The 21561-nt window shown below is 68.2% G+C and carries 21 protein-coding genes; 11 read left to right on the top strand and 10 right to left on the bottom strand.

Annotation, left to right across the window (positions count from 1 at the left end):
• Positions 1–1358 (bottom strand): argininosuccinate lyase (argH, locus tag FAZ79_RS09100; protein ID WP_136867659.1); only part of this gene is annotated, 1358 nt, incomplete at its 3' end.
• Positions 1359–1535: 177 nt separating this feature from the next.
• Here argH and FAZ79_RS09105 point away from each other — a divergent pair.
• From FAZ79_RS09105 to FAZ79_RS09140, 8 genes are all read left to right on the top strand, one after another.
• On the top strand, positions 1536–2609 hold the full coding sequence (locus tag FAZ79_RS09105; RefSeq protein WP_136867660.1) for a histidine kinase: 1074 nt from the start codon (positions 1536–1538) through the stop codon (positions 2607–2609).
• Complete coding sequence (locus FAZ79_RS09110) at positions 2606–3322, top strand: LytTR family DNA-binding domain-containing protein (RefSeq protein WP_136867661.1); 717 nt, start codon at positions 2606–2608, stop codon at positions 3320–3322. Before FAZ79_RS09105 ends, FAZ79_RS09110 begins: the two co-directional genes overlap by 4 nt.
• 185 nt (positions 3323–3507) lie before the next feature.
• On the top strand, positions 3508–4758 hold the full coding sequence (locus FAZ79_RS09115) for an SO_0444 family Cu/Zn efflux transporter (RefSeq protein WP_136867662.1): 1251 nt from the start codon (positions 3508–3510) through the stop codon (positions 4756–4758).
• Positions 4730–5290 (top strand): metallophosphoesterase family protein, encoded by a 561-nt coding sequence (locus FAZ79_RS09120; protein ID WP_247709533.1) that lies wholly within the window; start codon positions 4730–4732, stop codon positions 5288–5290. The genes FAZ79_RS09115 and FAZ79_RS09120 overlap by 29 nt, the downstream gene beginning before the upstream one ends.
• 38 nt (positions 5291–5328) lie before the next feature.
• Positions 5329–6612 carry a PfkB family carbohydrate kinase gene (locus FAZ79_RS09125; RefSeq protein ID WP_156227225.1) on the top strand — a complete coding sequence of 428 codons (1284 nt, stop codon included), beginning with the start codon at positions 5329–5331 and terminating at the stop codon, positions 6610–6612.
• A gap of 112 nt (positions 6613–6724) precedes the next feature.
• Positions 6725–8740, top strand: a complete 2016-nt coding sequence (locus FAZ79_RS09130) for an EAL domain-containing protein (RefSeq protein WP_169303656.1) — start codon at positions 6725–6727, stop codon at positions 8738–8740.
• Positions 8741–8775: 35 nt separating this feature from the next.
• Entirely contained in the window at positions 8776–9084 is a 309-nt protein-coding gene (locus tag FAZ79_RS09135) for a BolA family protein (RefSeq protein ID WP_136867664.1), read from the top strand.
• A gap of 223 nt (positions 9085–9307) precedes the next feature.
• A complete protein-coding gene (locus FAZ79_RS09140) occupies positions 9308–10039 on the top strand; it encodes a DUF481 domain-containing protein (RefSeq protein ID WP_136867665.1) in 732 nt (243 codons plus the stop codon).
• 97 nt (positions 10040–10136) lie between these two features.
• Here the strand turns inward: FAZ79_RS09140 and FAZ79_RS09145 are convergent, their stop codons facing one another.
• The 9 genes from FAZ79_RS09145 to hemH all read right to left on the bottom strand — a co-directional run bounded on the left by FAZ79_RS09145 (position 10137) and on the right by hemH (position 19045).
• Positions 10137–10526 (bottom strand): RidA family protein, encoded by a 390-nt coding sequence (locus FAZ79_RS09145; protein WP_136867666.1) that lies wholly within the window; start codon positions 10524–10526, stop codon positions 10137–10139.
• Positions 10527–10543: 17 nt separating this feature from the next.
• A complete protein-coding gene (locus tag FAZ79_RS09150) occupies positions 10544–12727 on the bottom strand; it encodes a bifunctional (p)ppGpp synthetase/guanosine-3',5'-bis(diphosphate) 3'-pyrophosphohydrolase (RefSeq protein WP_136867667.1) in 2184 nt (727 codons plus the stop codon).
• Between the two features lie 25 nt (positions 12728–12752).
• On the bottom strand, positions 12753–13079 hold the full coding sequence (gene rpoZ / locus FAZ79_RS09155) for a DNA-directed RNA polymerase subunit omega (protein ID WP_136867668.1): 327 nt from the start codon (positions 13077–13079) through the stop codon (positions 12753–12755).
• A gap of 130 nt (positions 13080–13209) precedes the next feature.
• Positions 13210–13842, bottom strand: coding sequence for a guanylate kinase (gmk, locus tag FAZ79_RS09160; RefSeq protein WP_136867669.1), 633 nt, complete (start codon positions 13840–13842; stop codon positions 13210–13212).
• 44 nt (positions 13843–13886) lie between these two features.
• Positions 13887–14345 carry a glycine zipper 2TM domain-containing protein gene (locus FAZ79_RS09165; protein WP_136867670.1) on the bottom strand — a complete coding sequence of 153 codons (459 nt, stop codon included), beginning with the start codon at positions 14343–14345 and terminating at the stop codon, positions 13887–13889.
• A 257-nt stretch (positions 14346–14602) separates the two neighbouring features.
• The gene (locus FAZ79_RS09170; RefSeq protein ID WP_136867671.1) at positions 14603–15370 is read right to left on the bottom strand and encodes an exodeoxyribonuclease III; all 768 of its coding nucleotides are present in this window, start codon (positions 15368–15370) and stop codon (positions 14603–14605) included.
• A 189-nt stretch (positions 15371–15559) separates the two neighbouring features.
• Positions 15560–16966, bottom strand: a complete 1407-nt coding sequence (locus FAZ79_RS09175) for a DegQ family serine endoprotease (RefSeq protein WP_136867672.1) — start codon at positions 16964–16966, stop codon at positions 15560–15562.
• 157 nt (positions 16967–17123) lie between these two features.
• Positions 17124–17903, bottom strand: a complete 780-nt coding sequence (locus FAZ79_RS09180) for a competence/damage-inducible protein A (protein WP_231505779.1) — start codon at positions 17901–17903, stop codon at positions 17124–17126.
• 29 nt (positions 17904–17932) lie between these two features.
• Positions 17933–19045 carry a ferrochelatase gene (gene hemH, locus FAZ79_RS09185; protein ID WP_136867673.1) on the bottom strand — a complete coding sequence of 371 codons (1113 nt, stop codon included), beginning with the start codon at positions 19043–19045 and terminating at the stop codon, positions 17933–17935.
• Positions 19046–19253: 208 nt separating this feature from the next.
• Here hemH and trxB point away from each other — a divergent pair, with 208 nt between their 5' ends.
• The 3 genes from trxB (at position 19254) to FAZ79_RS09200 (ending at position 21537) form a co-directional block, all read left to right on the top strand.
• Entirely contained in the window at positions 19254–20213 is a 960-nt protein-coding gene (gene trxB, locus FAZ79_RS09190; RefSeq protein ID WP_136867674.1) for a thioredoxin-disulfide reductase, read from the top strand.
• 68 nt (positions 20214–20281) lie between these two features.
• Complete coding sequence (locus tag FAZ79_RS09195) at positions 20282–20638, top strand: hypothetical protein (protein WP_136867675.1); 357 nt, start codon at positions 20282–20284, stop codon at positions 20636–20638.
• Entirely contained in the window at positions 20638–21537 is a 900-nt protein-coding gene (locus FAZ79_RS09200; RefSeq protein ID WP_136867676.1) for a hypothetical protein, read from the top strand. The genes FAZ79_RS09195 and FAZ79_RS09200 overlap by 1 nt, the downstream gene beginning before the upstream one ends.
• Positions 21538–21561 lie beyond the last annotated feature (24 nt).

Below are 21561 nucleotides of genomic sequence, written 5' to 3' on the forward strand. Positions count from 1 at the left end.
ACGCGGCTTGGCGCGGTGCCGCCCGGCAGGTCGCGGGCGGCCATGGAGCCCTCGACGGTGAGCACGTCGAAGACGTCCTCGCCGATGTGACCGGAGAGCGCCTGCAGCTCGGCCAGTGACAGGTCGGCGAGATCGCAGCCCTTGTCAGTGGCCTGGCGCACGGCCTTGCCGACGATCTCGTGGGCATCGCGGAAGGCCACGCCCTGACGCACCAGGTAGTCGGCGAGATCCGTGGCGGTGGAGAAGCCCTGGCGGGCGGCCTCGCGCATGCGCTCGCGGTTGGGCTGGATGGCCGGAATCATGTCGGCAAACGCCCGCAGCGAGCCCATCAGGGTGTCGACGGCGTCGAAGACCGGCTCCTTGTCCTCCTGGTTGTCCTTGTTGTAGGCCAGCGGTTGGCTCTTCATCAGGGTGAGCAGGGAGAACAGGCTGCCGTAGACGCGGCCGGTCTTGCCGCGCACCAGCTCGGGCACGTCGGGGTTCTTCTTCTGCGGCATGATCGAGCTGCCGGTGCAGAAGCGGTCGGGCAGTTCGATGAAGTTGAACTGCGCGGAGGTCCAGAGCACCAGTTCCTCGCTCATGCGCGACAGGTGCATCATCAGGATCGAGGCCGCGGACAGGAATTCGATCTGGAAGTCGCGATCGGAAACCGCATCGAGCGAGTTCTCGCTGATGCCGTCGAAGCCCAGTTCGTTGGCCACCCAGTCGCGGTCGAGCGGGTAGGAGGTGCCCGCGAGCGCGGCCGAGCCCAGCGGCATGATGTTGATGCGCTTTCGCGTGTCGATCAGGCGCTCGACGTCGCGCTCGAGCATGTCGTGCCAGGCGAGCAGGTGGTGGCCGAAGCTGACCGGCTGGGCGACCTGCAGGTGGGTGAAGCCGGGCATGACGGTCTCGGCCTCGGCCTCCGCCAGGTCCACCAGCCCGCGGCGCAGGCGGTTGGCCTCCTCGATGATGGCGTCGACGGCGCGGCGCATGAACAGCCGGATGTCGGTGGCGACCTGGTCGTTGCGCGAACGGCCGGTGTGCAGCTTCTTGCCGACATCACCGATGCGGTCGATCAGGCGCGCCTCGATGTTCATGTGCACGTCCTCGAGCTCCACCGACCAGGCGAGATCGCCGCGCTCGATATCATTGCGGATGTCCTCGAGCCCGCGGACGATCTTCTTGGCCTCGTCCTCGGTGATCACGCCGACGCGGGCGAGCATGCGGGCATGGGCGATCGAGCCGGTGATGTCCTCGTCGTAGAGGCGCTGGTCGAAGCCGATCGAGGCGGTGAAGGCCTCGACGAAGGCGTCGGTGGGCTCGGAGAAACGGCCGCCCCAGAGCTTGGCGGCAGGCTTGTCGTCACGATCGGTCATGGTGATCCTCGGCAAATCGGGTTCGCATCGGGTCGGCCGTGCCGGCCGCCGTCGGAATTTGAACGTGGCGCGAGTATATCGCAGCCAGCGCCGGCACCCTGAGGCCCGAATCGATTCACGTGAGACCTTGAGGCAAGATAGACCCCGTCAGGTCATCGACGCGAAAGGAGTCGCCGCTTGCCCGTTCATCCGACCAACCCGCCAGCCAGGGATGCCGCCCGCGACCGCGCGCTGCTGCCCGCCGCCCTGCCGGCCTTCTGCACCGCGCGGGTGATCCTGATCACCCTGGCGATGGGGGCGGCACTCTCGTTGCTGCTGACCCTGGTGCCCGGCGTGGGACCGGAACGCTGGGCGCGCTTCGGCACGACGCTCTGGCTGGTGACCTGGATCGCGCTGGTGACCGTGGCGCTGCTCTGCGCCGCGCGACGCTGGCTCGACCGGCTGCCATTGCCGACCCTGCTGACCATCATCGTGGTGCTGTTGCTCACCGTCACCGCCGTGACCAGCGCGGTCGCCTTCGGTGCGCTGCAGTCGATCGGCTGGCAGCCGCAGGAGACCGCCGGGGAATTCCTGCTGCACAACCTCGCCATCGCCCTGCTGGTGGGGCTGATCGGCATCTGGGTGTTCTCGCTGCACCTGGGCAATGCCCGCCAGATCAACGCCGCGGCCGAGGCGCGCCTGTCGGCGCTGCACGCGCGCATCCGGCCGCACTTTCTGTTCAACAGCCTCAACACGGTCGCCGAGCTGGTCCATGACCGGCCCGAGGCGGCCGAGCAGGCGGTGCTGGACCTCTCGCGCGTGTTCCGCGCCGCGCTGGCCAGCGACTCGACCAGCACGCTCGCCGAGGAAGTGGAGCTCGCGCGCCGCTACCTCGACATCGAGCACTGGCGGCTGGTCGAGCGCCTGCACGTCGACTGGCAGCTGCCCGAGCCGCTGCCCGCGATCAGCCTGCCGATCCTCACGCTCCAGCCGCTGGTGGAGAACGCCGTGCGACACAGCGTCGAGCGCCAGGCCGATCCCGGCCCGATCCGGGTCGAGTGTCAGGTGGGGCGGCAGTCGATCAGTCTGGTGATCGAGAACGACCTGGTTCCCGGTGACGATCACCACGGCAACGGCATGGCGCTCGCCAATATCCGCGACCGGCTGGCGCTGATGTTCGGCGAGGCGGCCTCGCTGCGCGCCGGCCCGGTCGACGGGCGTTTCCGGGTCAAGCTGGTCCTGCCGCGCACCGACGGGAAGGCCGCGCCATGATCCGCGCCCTGATCGTCGACGACGAACCGCTGGCCCGCGACCGGCTGCGCCGTCTGTTGGGACGACTGGGCGGCATCGAGGTGGTCGCCGAGGCCGGCAACGCCGACGAGGCCTGCGCGGCGATGCGCACGGTGCCGGATCTCGTGTTCCTCGACATCGAGATGCCCGGCGAGGACGGCATCCGGCTGGCCCATCGGCTGCGCGAGGCCGACGTGCCGCCGGCGATCGTCTTCACCACCGCGCACGCCGACCGCGCCCTGCCCGCCAGCGAGACCGCACCGGCCGGGTACCTGCTCAAACCCATCGAGCCCGAGGCCCTGCGCGCGGCGATCGAGCGCGCCGCCCGCCCCAATCGCTGCCACCAGTCCCGCCGACCGACCCTGACCGTGCGTCTGGGCCGCGAGGAACTGCGCCTGGGCCCGGAACACGTGGTCGCAGCGGTCGCCGAGGACAAGGCCACCCACCTCTACCTGCTCGACCCGGCCGATGGTCGGCGCCGCGAGGCCTGGATCGAACCGAGCCTCAACGATCTCGAGGAACGCTTCGACGGGCAGTTGCTGCGCCTGCACCGCAACAGCCTGGTCAACACCTCGCAAATCCACTCGGTCAGCCACCACGACGGCCAGCACCACTGCCACGTCCATCACCTCGACGAGCCCTTGATGATCAGCCGCCGCGCCTGGCGCGCGGTACGCGACGCGCTCGACGAATAACCCAGGCAAATAACCCAGGCAAATAGCCCCGCCAAACAGCGTGGCCAAGCCGCGTCGGACACGACCCCGGACGAATAACCTCGACACCCGAACCCGGACGACTGGCCCCGTTTCATCTGTGCGACACTTGGGGACTACCTGCCGGGGAATTGACGCGACCCGGAAGGCCCACGAGGAGGTCCGCGATGACGCAATGGTTCAACGAGCTGTGGTTCCTGACGCTGGAGGCCGCCCCCTGGCTGCTGCTGGGGTTGGTGATCGCCGCGCTGATCAAGGCGTTCTCCGACCAGCTGGCGATCGCCAAGTACCTGTCGGGCGAGTCGACCGGCGCGATCACTCGCGCGGCATTCATCGGCGCACCGCTGCCGCTGTGTTCCTGCGGGGTGGTGCCGGCGGTGCTGGGCCTCAAGGATGCCGGGGCCGGACGCGGGCCGTCGATGGCCTTCCTGGTCGCCACGCCGGAGACCGGGCCGGATTCGATCAGTGTCAGCTACGGCATGCTGGGACCGGTCTATGCCATTGCCCGCCCGATCGCGGCGATCCTCGGCGCGATCGTCACCGGCGTGGTCAGCGGTCGACTGGCCGGGCCCGCGCCGGACCACGCGGCCACGACAAGCCCCTCGGCGGCCGTCGATGGCTGCTGTAGCGAGGAACGGGACAGCGGCTGCTGTGGCGGGGAGACGAACCCGACAGCGGCCAGCTGCTGCGACTCGACCCCATCGATCACCGGCCACTGCGACAGCGACGAGGCGGCATCCGGTGCATCCTGCTGCGGCAATGGCGAGGCGACCTCGAGAACGGACCAGCCGAGTGCCCGCGACCGCCTGTCCGGCGGCTTTGCCTACGCCTTCGGCCAGGTGCTGATCGACATCGTGCCGTGGATGGTCTTCGGCCTGGCCGTGGCCGCCACGGCGGTGGTGCTGATCCCGGACGGCTTTTTCGACAACGCCTGGGGCCTGGTGGGCAGCTACCTCCTGATGGCGGTGATCGGCATCCCGATGTACGTCTGCGCGACCGCCTCGACGCCGATCGCCGCCGGGCTCCTGGTCGCGGGCATGTCGCCGGGCGCGGCCCTGGTGTTCCTGCTTGCCGGGCCGGCCACCAACATCGGCACGCTCGGCATCCTGAGAAAGCACTTCGGCAACCGCCTGATCACGCTGTACCTGGTGACCGTGATCGCCTGCGCGCTGGTCGCCGGGATTGCGCTGGACCTGCTGTGGCGGGCGTTCGACTGGAGCCTGCCGAGCGGGGCGGCCGCCGGCCACGCCATGGAAGCGAACGCGATCGGCATCGCGTCGCTGGCGGTACTGACCGCCGTCACCATTCATGCCTACTGGCGCCGGCGGCGGGCCCGGAGCGCACCGAGCCAGGGATCGGGCCAAGCGTCAGGGGAGGAAGCCTGTGGTTGTGCATCAGAGCGGGATGGATCTCGGTGACCAAGAGCGAGTCACGCTCGCCCTGATCAGCGACACGCACGGCACGCTGGAACGCGTCCTGCTGCCGTGGCTGGCCGAGGTGGACGTGATCGTCCATGCCGGCGACCTGCTCGATCCCGGTGAACTGCGCCAGCTGGCCCCGAAAAGCGGCCACCTGGTGGTCGTGCGCGGCAACAACGACACCCCGGGCCAGTGGCCGGAAGGCACCGAGGCACTGCTCGACACCCTGCCCGAGCAGGCCTACCTCGACCTGCCGGGCGGGCGGCTGGTGGTCGAGCACGGCCATCGCGTCAATCCCGCCCGCACCCGCCACGAGCGGCTGCGACGCCGTCACCCGGAGGCGCGCGCGATCGTCTATGGCCACACCCACCGGCGCGTGATCGACACCGACGAGACACCCTGGGTGCTCAACCCGGGCGCCGCCGGCCGGCAGCGCGCCTTCGGCGGGATCGGCTTCCTGCGCCTGACGGCCACCGTCGACGAGTGGCAGGTGGAGGCGGTAACCCTCCCCAAGCGCGGCCGGGACACGTAGACTCTTCCGGGAATCGTCACTGAGGGACTCAAGGATTCATGGCGAACGTGCTGGGCGTGGGGATAGCCACGCTGGACATCATCAACGAGCTCGATCACTACCCGGCCGAGGACAGCGAGCAGCGCGCCGTTGCCCAGCGCGTGGAGCTCGGCGGCAATGTCGCCAACAGCCTGCGGGTGCTGCGCCAGTTCGGTCACCCGGTCGAGTTCGCCGGCGTGCTGGCGGAAGACGCCGACGGGCGACGCATCGCCGACCTGATGGATCGCTACGGCATCGAGACCCGCCACGCACGGCGGGTGGAGGGCCACGCGCCCACCTCCTACATCACGGTCAACCGCGCCACCGGCAGCCGCACCATCGTCCACTGGCGCGACCTGCCGGAATTCGACCTGGGCGCGTTCATGGCCCTCGACCCGAGCGAGTACGACTGGCTGCATTTCGAGGCACGCGCCTGCGACGAGACGGCCGCCATGCTGGCCCTGTCGCGCGCGCGGGTCACCGACCAGCCCATCTCGCTGGAGGTGGAGAAGGACCGGCCGGACCTCGACCAGCTCTGGTCCTTTCCCGACGTCATCTTCTTCTCCAGGGCCTTCGCCCACGGCCGCGGCTTCGAGGAGCCGGCGGCCTTCCTGCGCGAGGCCCGTGGCTGGGCGCCGCAGGCCATTCTGGTGCTCGGTTGGGGCAGCGGCGGGGCCTGGCTGTCGCGTCCCGACGAGACCGAGCCCGCTCATGTTCCGGCCCGACCGGTCGATACGGTCATTGACAGCATCGCCGCCGGCGACACCCTGATCGCCGGGTTCATCCACGCCCGCGCGCGCGGGATGGGTTCACTGGAATCGCTGGAATTCGCCGTGCGACTGGCCGAACGCAAGCTCATGCAGGCCGGGCTGGCAGGGCTGGGTCCGAACGATCCGGCCGACGATCCGGACCTCCTGTGCCGGCTGGAGGACCTCGAGCCGATCGACGCCATCGGCGTGTGGCCGCAGGGCCGCGCGTCGGGCGGGCCGGCGCCGCTGATCGTGGTGCGCCACGGCGAGCGGGTCTGTGCCTGGCGCAACGTCTGTCCGCACAACGGCTCGCCACTGTCGCGGGAGCGGCACGATTTTCTCGAGACGCGCCAGGGCGAACGGCAACTGCGCTGCAACGTGCACCAGGCCTTTTTCCAGCTCGACGACGGGCTGTGCACCGCCGGCCCCTGCGAGGGACAGCGGCTCGAAGCGGTCGCCCTGGAACGGGTCGACAACCGGATCTACCTGGCCGATCGGGCGCCTCATGGCAACGCGCCCCCGGCGACCCATCGCGAGGGGAGCGTCCAACGATGACCGTGGCTAGGGAAAATGTGCACGAATGCCTTACCGCTCGGCGCGCCTTGATCACGAACGGCTCGCCAAGCCAGGGTGGCATGGCATGCGTGCAGGGTTTCCCCGAGAGATGATGGATCGCCGACACGATATCTCGCATTGGCTCGAGGCCTTGCCCGATCCGCTGGTCGGACGCGACGCCGATGGCCGGCTGCACCTGATCAATCGGGCGGCGCGCTCCATGCCGGCGAGCAGCAAGCTCGAGGGCATGCTCGACGACCGCGAGGGCGACGCCGGCCCGCGGCTGATCAGTCACCCGCCCAGCGACAGCGACGAGCACCGGGTGTATCGCCACCTGCATCTCGGCTCGCATCCCGATCCCAAGGCCACCCCGCGCGAGCTGCACCTGCTCCAGGACGTGACCAGCGTGAAGCGCGCCGAGTCGGCGCTGGCCGAGACCGAGCGCCTGGTTCGGCTGATGATCGACGCCAGCCCCGACGTGATCATGGTCAAGGATGGCAAGGGGCGCTGGCTCCTGGCCAACCAGGCCACCCTCGACCTGTTCCGCCTCGAGGGCCTGCCCTGGTGGGGCCGTGACGACGACGCACTCGCGGAACTGACCGAACCGTGCTTCCGCGACACCTTCTACCATTGTCAGCAATCGGACCAGCGTGCCTGGGCGGCGGGCGAGATCCACCGCGAGACCGAGGTGGTGACCTCGCCGGAGGGCGACGAAGAGGTGTTCGAGACCATCAAGCAACCGGTCTTCGACGCCGACGGCAAGCGCCACGCGATCATCGTGATCGCGCGCAACATCACCGCCCAGCTGCGCGCGCAGGCCGAGTACGAAGACCTGGCCATCCACGACGAACTCACCCACCTCTACAACCGTCGCTTCTTCCAGATCGAGGCGCAGCGGCGGCTGGACGAGCTGGGTCGGGAGAACCGCCACGCAGCAGTGGCGGTGCTGGACCTCGACCGGTTCCGCACCATCAACGACTGCCATGGCCACGAGGAGGGCGACCGCGTGATCCGCCAGGTGGCCGACCGGCTGCGGGAACTGGGCGCGCGTGAAGACTGGCTGGTGGCCCGCCTGTCCGGCGACGAGTTCGCCATCCTCGCCGGCGACGTTGAGCCGGAGGACGGCCCCGAGGTACTGGGTGAGGCCCTGCGCGAGCTGATGCGCCGCTCATTCGAGCTCGAGAGCACCAATCTGATCATGACCGCCAGCACCGGCATCGCCTTCTGGCCCACGCACAGTCGCCACGTCGCCCAGCTGCTCACTCAAGCCGACGCGGCACTGTTCGAGGCGAAGAAGAACGAGCGCGAACCGGTGGCGGTATTCAGCCCGCAACTCTCCGAACGGCAGATCTGGCGCTCGGAGATGCTGGGCGCCCTGCGCGACAGCCTGGAGCACGAGCGTTTTCACCTGGTCTACCAGATCCAGCAAGACGCGCTGGGCCTGGCCGTGACCGGCGTCGAGGCCCTGCTGCGCTGGGATGCCCCCGACCCGGAGCTGCAATGCGGCCCGCAGGACTTCATCCCCTTCCTCGAACAGTCCGGGCTGATCGTCGAAGTCGGCGGCTGGGTGATGACCGAGGCGGCCTGCCAGGCCGCCGAGTGGGGCCGAGAGACCGGCGAGGCGATCACCGTCTCGGTCAACGTCTCCAGCGTTCAGCTGCACGCCCCCTGTTTTGCCGACCGGGTCGCACGCGCCCTGGATATCTCCGGCCTGCCCCCCGAGCGACTGGAACTGGAACTCACCGAGACCGCGCTGGTCCATGATCCAGAACAGGCGGCCACCATGCTGGATGCCGTGCGCGAGCTCGGGGTCCACCTGGCACTGGACGATTTCGGCACCGGCTACTCGTCGCTAAGCTATCTCAAGCGATTCTCGTTCGACCGGCTGAAGATCGACCAGGGCTTCGTGCGCGACATCCTCGGCGACCGCAACGACCTGGAGATCGTCCGGGCAATCATCGCGATGGGCAATGCCCTGTCGCTGGAGATCATCGCCGAGGGGGTGGAGACCACCGAGCAGCGCGATCTGCTGGACTCGCTGGGCTGCCACTCCTTCCAGGGCTACCTGATCGGCCGACCGACCCCGGCCGATGCCATCCGCCCGCTGCTGGGCGTACGGCTGCTGTAATCCGACCACTCATCTGCCACGGGACCTGACTTTCGATGACCACACGCGCGCAATGGATCGAGGACACCCTCCGAGCGGAGCTTGCCCCGAGCCATCTCGAGATCACCGACGAGTCGGCGCAGCACGCCGGCGACCGCATCGAAAGCCACTTCCGGGTGGTAGTGGTCAGTGATCGCTTCGACGGCCTGCCGCTGATCCGTCGCCACCGGCTGGCGCAGGACCCGCTCAAGCCCGCCTTCGAGCAGGGCCTGCACGCCCTCGCGCTGCATACCTACAGCCCAGCCGAATGGGCTGCCCGCCAGGATGCCCCCGCCTCGCCGGCCTGCCAGGGCGGAGGCCACTGACCCGGGCAACGCCACGGCGTGGAATGGACGCCCGTTGCGGGCTCGAGCGTATCCCGACGAGAACCCTATTAAACGGGTCGGATACGTTTACAACGATGGATCGACCGACTAGGCTCCCCGCCAAATGTCGTCACGCCCATGCCCCGAGTCGGGGCATTTTCGTGTCTGAAGCACGACGTTGACGACCTGATCGCATCCGTTCCAATCCATCAGGAGTTTCCCCATGAAGACCCGTCACCTGCTGTTGGCCGCGCCGCTGGCCTGCGCCCCGCTCGCAATGCCGGCGGCCATGGCCGCCGACGGCGAGACCGACAACGGCTGGACCGGCTCGGCCGAACTCGGCGCATCGATGACCACCGGCAACACCGAGTCCTCCACCATCAACGGCAAGTTCAAGCTGGGCTACGTGACCGGCCCGTGGACGCACCGCCTGCGCCTCGAGACCCTGCAGTCCAGCGAGGACGGCGAGGACACGGCCAACCGGACGCTGGGCGAGTTCGAGAGCAACTACGCGCTGAGCGAACGCGACTACCTGTTCGGCGTACTGCGCGGCACCCACGACGAGTTCTCCGGCTACAAGTACCAATCCAGTGTCGCCGCCGGTTATGGCCGCAAGCTGTGGATCTCGGACCGGGGTTCCTGGGACGCCGAGATCGGTCCGGGTCTGCGCATCGCCGAGACCGAGGACGGTGAGCGCGACACCAATGCCATCGCGCGCCTGTCGAGCGGCTTCGAGTACCGCATTTCCGACTATGCCAAGTTCAACCAGGACGTCACCGTGCTCGCCGGCCAGGACAACACCGAGATCGAATCGGTCACCGGCCTGTCCACCTCGCTCACCGAGACGCTGGCGATGAAGCTCTCCTACACCGTCCAGCACAACACCGACGTGCCGGCGGGCACCGAGAAGACGGACACCTACACCTCGGTGAACCTGGTCTACAACTTCGACTGAGCGCGCATCCGCCGCGCGGATTGCCCGCGCGTCGCCATGCAAAAGGCCCGGTGGCGATGCCAACCGGGCCTTTTCTCGTTTCGACTATCGAAGAGGATCAGCCAGGCAGGACCATCACCCCGTCGATTTCCACCTCGGCGCCCTTCGGCAGGGCGCGTACACCCAGCGCCGCACGCGCCGGGAACGGCTCGGAAAGGTACTCCTTCATGATGCCGTTGACGGTCTCGAAGTGGGACAGGTCCGGCAGGTAGATCTGCAGCTTGACCACATCGGCAAGCTCACCGCCGGCGGCGCGGCAGACGGCGGTGAGGTTGTCGAACACGCGCCGGGTTTGCGCCTCGATGCCGCCCTCGACCAGGGTCATGCTCGCCGGGTCGAGCGCGATCTGCCCGGAGAGATAGACGGTGTCGCCCACGCGCACGGCCTGCGAGTAGGGGCCGATGGCGGCCGGGGCGTCGTCGGTGTGGATGATTTCGCGTTGGCTCATGGTCTCTCCGTGAAGGGTCAGTGGCGCGAGACGCGCACCACGTCACGCAGTTGCTTGATCGCACGCATCACCCGGGCCAGGTGGATCCGGTCGGTGACGCGCACGGTGATGTCGATGATGGTGAGGTTCACGTCGCGGTCGTCGAAGCGCACGTCGTCGATGTCCGAACCGGCGTCGGACACCGCCGCGGCAATCCGGGCAAGCCCCCCGCGGACATTGTTCGCCTGGATGCTGATCTGCGACTGGTACTCGCCGGTGGGCTCCGCCTCCCACTCGACCGCGAGCCAGCGTTCCGGGTGCTCGCCGGCATCGCTGGCATTCGAGCAGCCCTGGCGGTGGACCACGATGCCGCGACCGGTGGACAGGAACCCGACCACCGCGTCGCCGGGCACCGGGTGGCAGCAGCCGGCAAAGCTGACCACCAGTCCCTCGGTACCGCTGATGATCACCGGCGCCTGCTTGCCGCCACCCTCGCGCAGGATCTCGTCGGGGTCGAGCTTGCCGGCCTCGGCCTTGAGCAGGCGGACCACCAGCGGGGCCATGCGGTTGCCCAGGCCGATCTCGCGCAACAGGTCGTTGAAGCTTTCCTGGTGATACTCGCGCAGGATCTTGTCGATACGCGCCTCGTCGAGCTCCTCGATGTCGCAACCCTCGGCCACCATGGCCTTGGCCAGCAGGCGATGACCCAGACGAATCGCCTCGGCGTCCTGCAGGTGCTTGAGGTAGGCGCGGATGTTCGCCCGGGCACGCGCGGTGACCACGAACGACAGCCAGCTGGGGTTGGGCACCGCCCCCGGGGCGGTGATCACCTCGACGGTCTGGCCGGATTCCAGTGGCGTGGACAGCGGCGCGAACCGCCGGTCGATCTTGCAGGCCACGCAGGTGTTGCCCACGTCGGTGTGGATAGCGTAGGCGAAGTCCACCGCCGTGGCCCGACGCGGCAGCTCGATGATCTCGCCCATGGGCGTGAAAACGTAGACCTCGTCGGGGAACAGGTCGACCTTGACCGACTCGAGGAATTCCTGCGGATTGCCGGCCTTCTGCTGGATCTCGAGCAGGTCGCGCAGCCATTCGCGCGCCCGGGTCTGGGTGACCGAGCCGTGGTCGCCCTGCGCCTTGTACAGCCAGTGCGCGGCGATGCCCGATTCGGCGAACTGGTGCATCTCGTGGGTGCGGATCTGCACCTCGAGCGGGATGCCGTGCGGGCCGAACAGGATGGTGTGCAGCGACTGGTAGCCGTTGGCCTTGGGGATGGCGATGTAGTCCTTGAAACGCCCGGGCAGCGGCTTGTAGAGGTTGTGCACGATGCCCAACGCCCGGTAGCAGTCGTCGACCGAATCGACCAGCACGCGCACCGCGAACACGTCGAACACCTCCTTGAACGAGAGGTGCTTGGACTGCATCTTGCGGTAGATCGAGTAGGGACGTTTCTCGCGCGCCAGGGTGTCGGCGGTCAGCCGTTCGTGGGCGAAGCGCTGCTCGAAGCGTTCCTGGATACCGGCGACGATCTCCTTGCGGTTGCCCCGCGCCCGGCGCACCGCCTCGCTCAGGATGCGGTGACGCAGCGGGTGCAGCGAGGCAAAGCCCAGGTCCTCGAGCTCGTGACGGATGGCATTGAGGCCGAGCCGGTTGGCGATCGGCGTGTAGATGTCGAGGGTCTCGCGCGCGATGCGGCGACGCTTGTCCGGGCGCATGACGCCCAGGGTGCGCATGTTGTGCAGGCGGTCGGCGAGCTTGATCAGGATGACACGCACATCCTCGACCATCGCCATCATCATCTTGCGGAAGTTGGCCGCCTGCGCCTCGGCCTTGGACTTGAAGCGGATCTGGGCGAGCTTGGAGACGCCGTCGACCAGGTGCGCGACCTCCTCGCCGAACTCGGCCACGATCTGGTCGTGGACGATGTCGGTGTCCTCGACGACGTCGTGCAGGATGGCCGCGACCAGGGTGGCCTCGTCCATGCGCAGGTCGGCGAGGATGTGCGCCACCGCGATCGGGTGGCTGATGTAGGGCTCCCCGCTCTTGCGGGTCTGGCCGGCGTGGGCCTGGGCGCCGAATTCGAAGGCGGTGCGGATGCGGGCGATGTCCGCCGCATCCAGGTACTCGGCGAGGTGCTGGGCGAGCGGGGCGAAGAAGACGTCGGTCAGATGCGACTCGGCCGTCGCGGCAACGACCGGCGTCCCTGTCTGCCCGCTCTCCATGGGTGCCTCAGCCCGGCCCGTGGGCTCAGGCCTCGTCGCTGGTCGCCGGCGTGGCCGGGCGGGCCGGTTCAGCGCTCTCGTCGGCGAACTGGGCCAGCTCGGCGCGGATTTCCTGCTCGGTGATCTCGGAACGCGACAGGGTGATCTGCTTCTCGATCTCGTCGATCCGCGCGCGGTCGATCTTGCCCTCGCCCAGCTCGCGCAGGGCGATGACGGTGGGCTTTTCCTTGCCCATCGGCACCAGCGGCTCGGCGCCGTGCTCGATCTGGCGGGCTCGCTTGGCAGCGGTCAGCACCAGCTCGAAACGGTTGGGGATCTTGTCCAGGCAGTCTTCTACGGTTACGCGTGCCATCGGTGTCTTAGCCTCGGTATACAGGTTGGACGGCCCGATCATCCGGGGGACGATCGGGCCGCGTCTCGATTCGGTGTCTCTTCAAGCGAACGGATCGGGAGAAAAGACGTTTTGGGGCACTAGTTTACGGTCAGTCGACCTCGCCCAGCAAATCGGCGATCAGTTCGGGGTGCCGTTCGCGCTGCCGGTCGGTCTCCAGCCCGGCGGCGGTGAACAGGGCGTCGAGCTCGTCGAGCGCCTGTTCGAAGGCATCGTTGATCACCAGGTAGTCGTACCAGTGGCACTCGCTCATCTCGCGCCGGGCCTCGGCCAGGCGGCGGGCGATCACCTCGTCGTCGTCCGAGGCGCGGTTGCGCAGGCGCTTTTCCAGCTCGGCGCTGCTCGGCGGCAGGATGAAGATGAAGATCGCCTCGGGGAACAGCTTCTTGACCTGGGCCGCGCCCTGCCAGTCGATCTCGAGGATCAGGTCGCGGCCGCGCTCGAGCTCCTCGCTGATTGCCGCCTTGCTGGTGCCGTAGTAGTTGTCGAACACCTTGGCGTGCTCGACGAAGGCCTCCTGGGCCAGCATCACCTCGAACTGCGAGATGTCGACGAAGTGATAGTGCTCGCCGTTGACCTCACCGTCCCGCCGCGGACGGGTGGTGTGCGAGACCGACAGCGCGAGCTCCGGCCGACGTTCACGCAGGGCCTTGATCAGGCTGGTCTTGCCCGCCCCGGAGGGCGCCGAAATCACGAATAGCTGTCCACGCGGCGTTGCCGTCATCGTCTCTCCATCTTCCTGCGTTCGGGTTTTACGCGCCGTCGGTCTCAGCGAGTCACGCGGGTGGTGCCGTCACGCGCCTCGATCACTCGCACGCGCTCGCCGGGCTGGAAGGATACATCGGCAGCCTGCACGATGCTGACCGTCCGGCCGTTGTCCAGCCGCACGGTGATCTCGTAGCCCGGCTGGCGGGTGATGCCTTCCTCGGCGGCCGAACCGGCCACGCCACCCAGCAGCGCGCCACCCACGGTCGCCAGCGCGCGGCCACTGCCACCGCCGACCTGGTTGCCGAGGATACCGCCGGCGATGGCGCCCGCACCGGTGCCGACCGGGGTCTTGGTGCCCTCGATCTGCACCGTGCGGATGCTGTCGACCGTGCCGTAGTAGACGGTCTGCATCTGGCGGGCCGAATCGCGCGAGTAGGCACCACTCGAGAGGCTGCTGGCGCAGCCGGACAGGAAGGCCAGGCCGACCACGGCCAGGACCAGGGTCATCCAGTGTTTCATGTGGAACCTCCGTGCGCGTTGACGAGTTACTGGAAAAGTATAAGTCAGATGCCACGCGCACCGCAGGGTTCCCCAGGGAAACTCCGCCCGATTCGATGGTGTCTCCGGCTGGCGGGTTTGTTCGCAATCAAGGCGCCGAGCCGAAGGCGGGCTCATTGCCCGGCGAGGGACGGCAACGCCGAGTGCGGGCAAACCCACCGGCCCCTTCGGGCGGGCCGCCAAGGGCACCATCGAATCGTGCCGAGTTTCCCCTTGGCTCAGCGGTAGTCGATGATCAGCGGGGCGTGATCGGAGAACTTCTCCTCGCGATAGACCTGCACGTCGGCCAGCTGCTCGCGCAGGTCGGGGGTGACGATCTGGTAGTCGATCCGCCAGCCGACGTTGTTGTTCCAGGCATTCGCCCGGTTCGACCACCAGGTGTACTCGGCGACGTCGGGCTTGAGGGTCCGGTGGGCATCCACGAAGCCCAGGTCGTCGAACACGCGATCGAGCCAGGCGCGCTCATAGGGCAGAAAACCCGACTTGTTGCGGTTGGCGCGCCAGTTCTTCAGGTCGATCTCGCGGTGGGCAATGTTCCAGTCCCCGCAGAGGATCAGCGAACGCTCCTCGTCCCGAACCCGCTGCAGCATCGGCAGGAAGGCCTCGAGGAAGCGATCCTTGGAGGCCTGGCGGTGGTCGCCGGCCGAGCCGGAGGGCAGGTAGAGCGAGGCGACGGTGAGATCGCCCAGGTCGAAGGCGCAGTAGCGGCCCTCGGCATCGAACTCGGCCAGCCCCATCTCGGTGGTCACCGCCCTGGGCTCGATCCGACTGTAGATGGCCACCCCGCTGTAGCCCTTGCGCTCGGCATCGACGTAGCGGCAGTGGTAGCCCTCGGGCCAGAAGGTCGGGTCCTTTTCCAGCTGCCAGGCCTGGGCCTTGGTCTCCTGGATGCAGACGAGGTCGGCGTCCGCCGTGGCCAGCCAGTCGAAGAACCCCTTGCGCGCGGCGGCGCGGATGCCGTTGGCGTTGAAACTGATTACCCGCATGCGTTCGTCCAAATGGGTGGATTCTAAGGAAGGTCGGCAGGAATGCCCAATGCCCCTGACGGTCGCCAGTGCCCGTCCGCGGACAAAAAAAAACCCCGGCCAGCGGGCCGGGGCAGCGGTTCTTCCATGAGGAGCCACTTAGTGGGATTGGTTAGCCCGTTAAAAGTTCCTCCGGTCGAACCGCGGGTATTAGTCGAGGTCGACCGCCAGGAACAGCGGTTGACCCCGGCGCAGCAGCCGGATCGCAACCGGGCGATTCTCCGGTGCCGACGACAGCGCCTCGACCAGATCCTGCTCGCTGCGCATCGGGCGGCGATTGACCTCCAGGAGCACGTCACCCGGCTCGAGCGCCCCGGCGAACGGCGAGTCGCCGGCCACCGATTCGATCTCGATGCCGTAGCGCACGCCGAGGCTGCCGCGATCGTCCTTCTCCAGCGGCATGACGGACAACCCGTACGACGACAGCGCACCGCCGCCGGCCGCCGCACTGGCATCGAGCTCGGCCAGCACCACCTCGAACGCCATCTCCTCGCCGTCGCGGATCACGGTCACCTCGGCCGGTTCGCCCACCGGGGCGGCGCCGACCAGGCGCGGCAGCTGGCCGGAACGCTTGACCGGCTTGCCGTTGAATTCGGTGATGATGTCGCCGGACTCGAGGCCCGCCTCGGCCGCCGGGGTGTCCGGCTGGACCTGCGCGATCAGCGCCCCCTGCGTGTCGTCGAGACCGAACGAGCGCGCCAGTTCGTCGGTGACCGGCTGGATGATCACGCCGAGGTACCCGCGACGCACCTCGCCGGTGTCCTTCAACTGCTCGGCGACGTTCATGGCGACGTTCACGGGGATCGCGAACGAGATACCCATGTAACCGCCCGAGTTGGTGTAGATCTGTGAGTTGACGCCGATCACCTCACCGTCGGCGTTGATCAGCGGACCGCCGGAGTTGCCCGGGTTGACCGGTGCGTCGGTCTGGATGAACGGCACGTAGGTCTCGTTGGGCAGGTCGCGGCCGATGGCCGAGACGATGCCGTGCGTGGCCGAGTGATCCAGGCCGAACGGCGCGCCGATCGCCAGCACCCACTCGCCCACGTCGACGTCGTCGGAATCGCCGATGGTCACGGTGGGCAGATCCTCGGCGTCGATCTTCAACAGGGCGATGTCGGTGCGGCGGTCCTCGCCGATCAGCTCGGCGCGGTACTCCTTCTGGTTGTTCAGGCGCACGCTGATCTCGTCCGCGCCACCGACCACGTGCGCGTTGGTGATGACGTAGCCGTCCTCGCTGATGATGAAGCCCGATCCCAGCGACTGGGCCGGCCGGGAGCGCGGCATCGGCTGCTGCGGCATCTGCTCGAAGAAATCGCGGAACATGTCGCCGAGCGGCCCGGGCGGCAGGTTGGGCATCTGCGGGCGCTGGCCGGAACGGCCCGGCTGCTGACCCTTGGTGACGGTGTTGATATTGACCACGGCCGGCGCGTTGTCCTTCGCCAGCTTGGCGAAATCCGGGTACTGCGCCTGGGCGGGCGACCCCAGCAGCAACAGCGTCGCGGCAACGGCCACGAGAAGCGCCGCGGCGGGGCGGATTGTCACGAATGCCTTCATCGACCAACTCCTATTCCGGTTCGGAATCATGCAAAAGGTAACAGCCAGGCCCCGGGCCAACGCAAAGGGGCCGTCGAGAGGGGCCAAATCGATGAGATAGGGCTGGCCGCATGAAGTTCAATCCCCCCGGAACACCCCATGGAGCTGCCCATCGGTCTCATTCGGGCCGCTGGTCATGCGCCACGATCTCGCGCTCGCCCAGGGCGACGACCAGCGCGGTCATGGCCCGCTCGACCTCTGAGCGCTCGCCCTTGAAGCCCAACTCCAGCAGACGACGCTCGGTCGAGAGCACCGGCAGGCTGAACAGTCGCAGGGTCGGATGGGCGGCGCAGAACGCCTCCATCAGGTCGACCAGCTCGCTCTCCGGGGTGTCCACCAGCCACAGCGATTGCTCCACGTAGCCCGCATCCCCGAGCCCAACGAGCGGGCCGGCGAGGATGTGATCGAGCATGGCGTGCGCCATCTCGGGGAAGCCGGGCAGGAAGAAGTGCCGTTCGAGGGCAAAGCCCGGCACGCGGTTGAACGGGTTGGGCACCAGGTCGGCCCCCTCCGGCAGGTCGGCCATCAGGATGCGCTTGGGGTAGGCCCCCTCGCCGAACTGGGCCTCGATCAGCGCCGCGGCCTCGGGATGGCGTACCAACGGCCGCCCGAAGGCCGTGGCCGCGCAGGCCCGGGTGAGATCGTCGGGGGTCGCGCCGATGCCACCGAAGCAGAACACGGTGGCGCCGTCGGCCCGGCTGCGACGCAGCAGGTCGACGATCGTGACCTCGCGGTCGGGCAGGAACTGGGCCCAGTCGACCACCAACCCGCGCGCAGCCAGCCGTTCGGCGACCGCGGCGAGGTGCCGGTCCTGGCGACGGCCCGAGAGGATCTCGTCGCCGATGACCACCACGCCGATGCCCGAGAGCGGGCCGCTTCGACCCTCGTCAGCCAACACGTTCGCGCCCCACCATCGTGCCGGACACCTTACTGCTTGGCACCGACCTTCAGGGCGTTCTCGCGCACCCGGTCACGCTCGCGCTGGTCCTCGACCGCATCGAACTCGCTGTGCTCGACCCAGCCCTGGGTGTGCTGGCGCACCAGCCGGGCCAGCCCGTCGAGGTGATCGTCGCGGTCGTTGAGCGCCGGGATGTAGTGGTAGGTCTCGCCACCGGCCTCCTCGAAGTACTCGCGGTTCTCGTCGCCGATCTCCTCGATGGTCTCCAGGCAATCGGCGGAGAAGCCCGGGCAGACCACGGCGATGTGCTTGACGCCCTGGCCGGGCAGGGCCTTGAGGGTCTCGTCGGTGTAGGGCTTGAGCCACTCCTCCGGGCCGAAGCGCGACTGGAAGGTGACCATGTAGTCGTCCTCGGACAGGCCCAGACGCTCGGCGACCAGACGCGAGGTGACGTAGCACTGGCAGTGGTACGGATCGCCGTTGAGCAGGTAGCGCTTGGGCTCGCCGTGGTAGCTCATGATCAGCTTGTCGGGTTTGCCGTGCTCGTCGAAATGCTCCTGGATGCTGGCCGCGAGCGCATCGAGGTAGCCCGGGTCGCGGTGGTACTGGTTGATGGTGCGCAGCTCCGGCACCCAGCGCCAGTGCATGAATTCGTCGAAGACCGCGTCCAGCGTCGAGGCGGTGGTCGCGCCGGCGTACTGCGGATAGAGCGGCAGCACGACCACGCGCCGGCAGCCGGCCTCGCGCAATTCGTGCAGGGCCGAGGGCACCGACGGGTTGCCGTAGCGCATCCCGAGCGCCACGGTCACCGGGCCGGCCATCTGTTCGCTCAAGCGCGCCTGCAGTCCCTTCTGCTGCGCTCGCGCAATGGTCAACAGCGGCGAGCCCTCGCCGTGGTGATCCCAGACCGAGCGATAGGCCTCCGCGGATTTCGCCGGGCGGGTGCGCAGCACGATGCCGTGCAGGATCGGCCACCACTTCCACTTGGGCAGCTCGATCACGCGCGGATCGGAGAGGAACTGCGCCAGGTACCGGCGCAGTGCCGGCGCCTCGGGTGCGTCCGGCGTACCGAGGTTCAGCAGCAGCACCCCCAGTCGTTCCGCGCTGCCGTGCTTGTAGTCCGGTTCACCTTGGTAATTCATTCGATGGCCTCAACAATTTTCGACGAGTATCCTACAGTCTGGTCGTGCCCGGTCGACGCCTCGCGAGGCATCGCCGAACCCGAATACCGGGTCATTCTAGGCAAACGAGTCACCTATTGCCGGATCGCGTGCCAGCTCATGCATCCGGGTATCGCCATTACCCTCGGCGACGCATCACTACCAATCATTTCAGGAGCGCTCCCACACCATGGCCGACAGCAACACCCGCCACAGCAAACTGCTCATCCTCGGCTCCGGCCCCGCCGGCTACAGCGCCGCGGTCTACGCCGCCCGAGCCAACCTCGATCCGGTCCTGATCACCGGCATGGAGATGGGCGGCCAGCTGACCACCACCACCGAGGTGGAGAACTGGCCGGGTGACCCGGACGACCTGACCGGCCCGGCCCTGATGGATCGCATGAAGGCGCACGCCGAGAAGTTCGATACCGAGATCATCTTCGATCACATCCACACCACCAAACTCGACGAACGCCCGTTCACGCTCACCGGCGACCAGGGCACCTACACCTGCGATGCCCTGATCATCGCCACCGGCGCCTCGGCCCGCTATCTCGGCATCGAATCCGAGCAGGCCTTCCGCGGCAAGGGCGTGTCCGCCTGCGCGACCTGCGACGGCTTCTTCTACAAGAACCAGACGGTCGCCGTGGTCGGCGGCGGCAACACCGCCGTCGAGGAGGCGCTGTACCTGTCCAACATCGCCGCCAAGGTGCACGTGGTGCATCGCCGCGACCGCTTCCGGGCCGAGGACATCCTGATCGATCGCCTGATGAAGAAGGCCGAGGACGGCAACGTCGAGATCCACTGGAATCACGAGGTCGACGAGGTGCTCGGCGACCAGATGGGCGTCAACGGCCTGCGCATCAAGGACAAGGCCGGCGAGACCACCGATCTCGAGCTCTCCGGCGTGTTCATCGCCATCGGCCACTCGCCCAACACCGGCATCTTCGAGGGCCAGCTCGACATGCCGGGCGGCTACATCAGCGTCAAGAGCGGCACCAACGGCAACGCCACCGCGACCTCGGTCGACGGGGTGTTCGCCGCCGGTGACGTCATGGACCACGTCTATCGCCAGGCGATCACCTCGGCGGGCACCGGCTGCATGGCCGCCCTGGACGCCAAGGCGTTCCTGGAAAAGCTCGACGACTGATCCGGCACGACTCGCCGCTTCATCCGGCCGGTCCGACGACCGGCCATCACGACCGAAGGAACACCGACATGGATCCAACCATCGCCGCCTACGTGGTGCTGCTGGCACTGGCGCTCGGCCTGACCGGCGCGCTGCGTGCCGAACGGGAACACTGCGGCCGGGGGCTGTTGATCGTGACCACCCTGGCGGGATTCCTGGTGGTCGCGGCCGTCAGCGCGCTCTTGACCTCGCAAAGCGCGCTCGAGCTGGTGCTGTCGACCGTCGCGGTGTTCTTCGCTGCGCAGGCCGCGGCGACCGCCTTCCTGCTGCTGCGCCAGGAAGTGCATGCCGAGCCGGCGGACGAGCCCGACGAGCAGGACCTGCTCGACGAGGCCGACCGTGAACGGCAGTTCGCCCACGAGCGGACCGGCAAGGAGGGGGCGTGATGGGTATCGGACTGATGATCGACAACGCCGGCTGGTTCGCACTCGGCTTGGTGCTGATCACCCTCTCGGCACTGACCCACCCGGGGCGCCGGCGGGTCTGGATGTGGGCCCTGCCGCTGGCGATCCTGATCGTGCTCGCCGGTGCGCTCTTCCCGGGCGCGGCGGGTGACCTGCCCGGCATGGGCTGGAAGGCGTGGCTCGCGATCGCGGCACTCGCCTTCGGCGTGGCCGCCGCGCCCTGGTATCGCGCCAGCCGCGACCAGGACACCCGCCTGATCGACCTGGTGCGCGGCGCGGCGATCGTGCTGATCGGGAGCGGCATCACCATCACCCTGCTGGGCGTGATCGGCTGGGAGCAGACCACCCGCTACGTCGGCGCCTGGGACCTGCGCCTAGCGGCCGTGCTGGGTATCTTCATCGGGGTCTGGACCGGCATCACCGGCCTGATCCACTGGTTGCGCCTTAAGGGCACGCTGCGCGCCGGCAACCGGGGCTCGCGCAACCAGCGTCTCGCCCAGTGGGCGGTGCTGGTAATCATCGGCGTGCTGGGCGCGATCGCCGTCGCCTACCCGGCCGTGGCCGTCGCCCCGCTGGTGCTGCTGATCGTGCTGGCGATCGAATGGGCGGCCCTGGCGGCGCTTTCCCAGCCGCACGAGGACCTGCTGCGCATCCAGGCACGCCACGTCGGCCTGGTGGGCGTGGCCATCGTCACGCTCGGCTACGTGCAGAGCAGCTTGTTGCTGCTGGTGATCGGTGGACTGGTGGTGGCCGGCTCGATCCACTTCATCAAGCGCCAGGGCGCCTTCTGCCAGATCTCGCGGCGGACCTTCTACGACGACGAGACCGCGGACGCGGACACCGGCGACGAGGGCGAACCCGCCGCCCACGCCGACCGATAGGGGTGCCCCAGGGCGCCGGATGAC

This window comes from Guyparkeria sp. SB14A, from assembly GCF_005096345.1.
GTDB classification, from domain to species: domain Bacteria; phylum Pseudomonadota; class Gammaproteobacteria; order Halothiobacillales; family Halothiobacillaceae; genus Guyparkeria; species Guyparkeria hydrothermalis.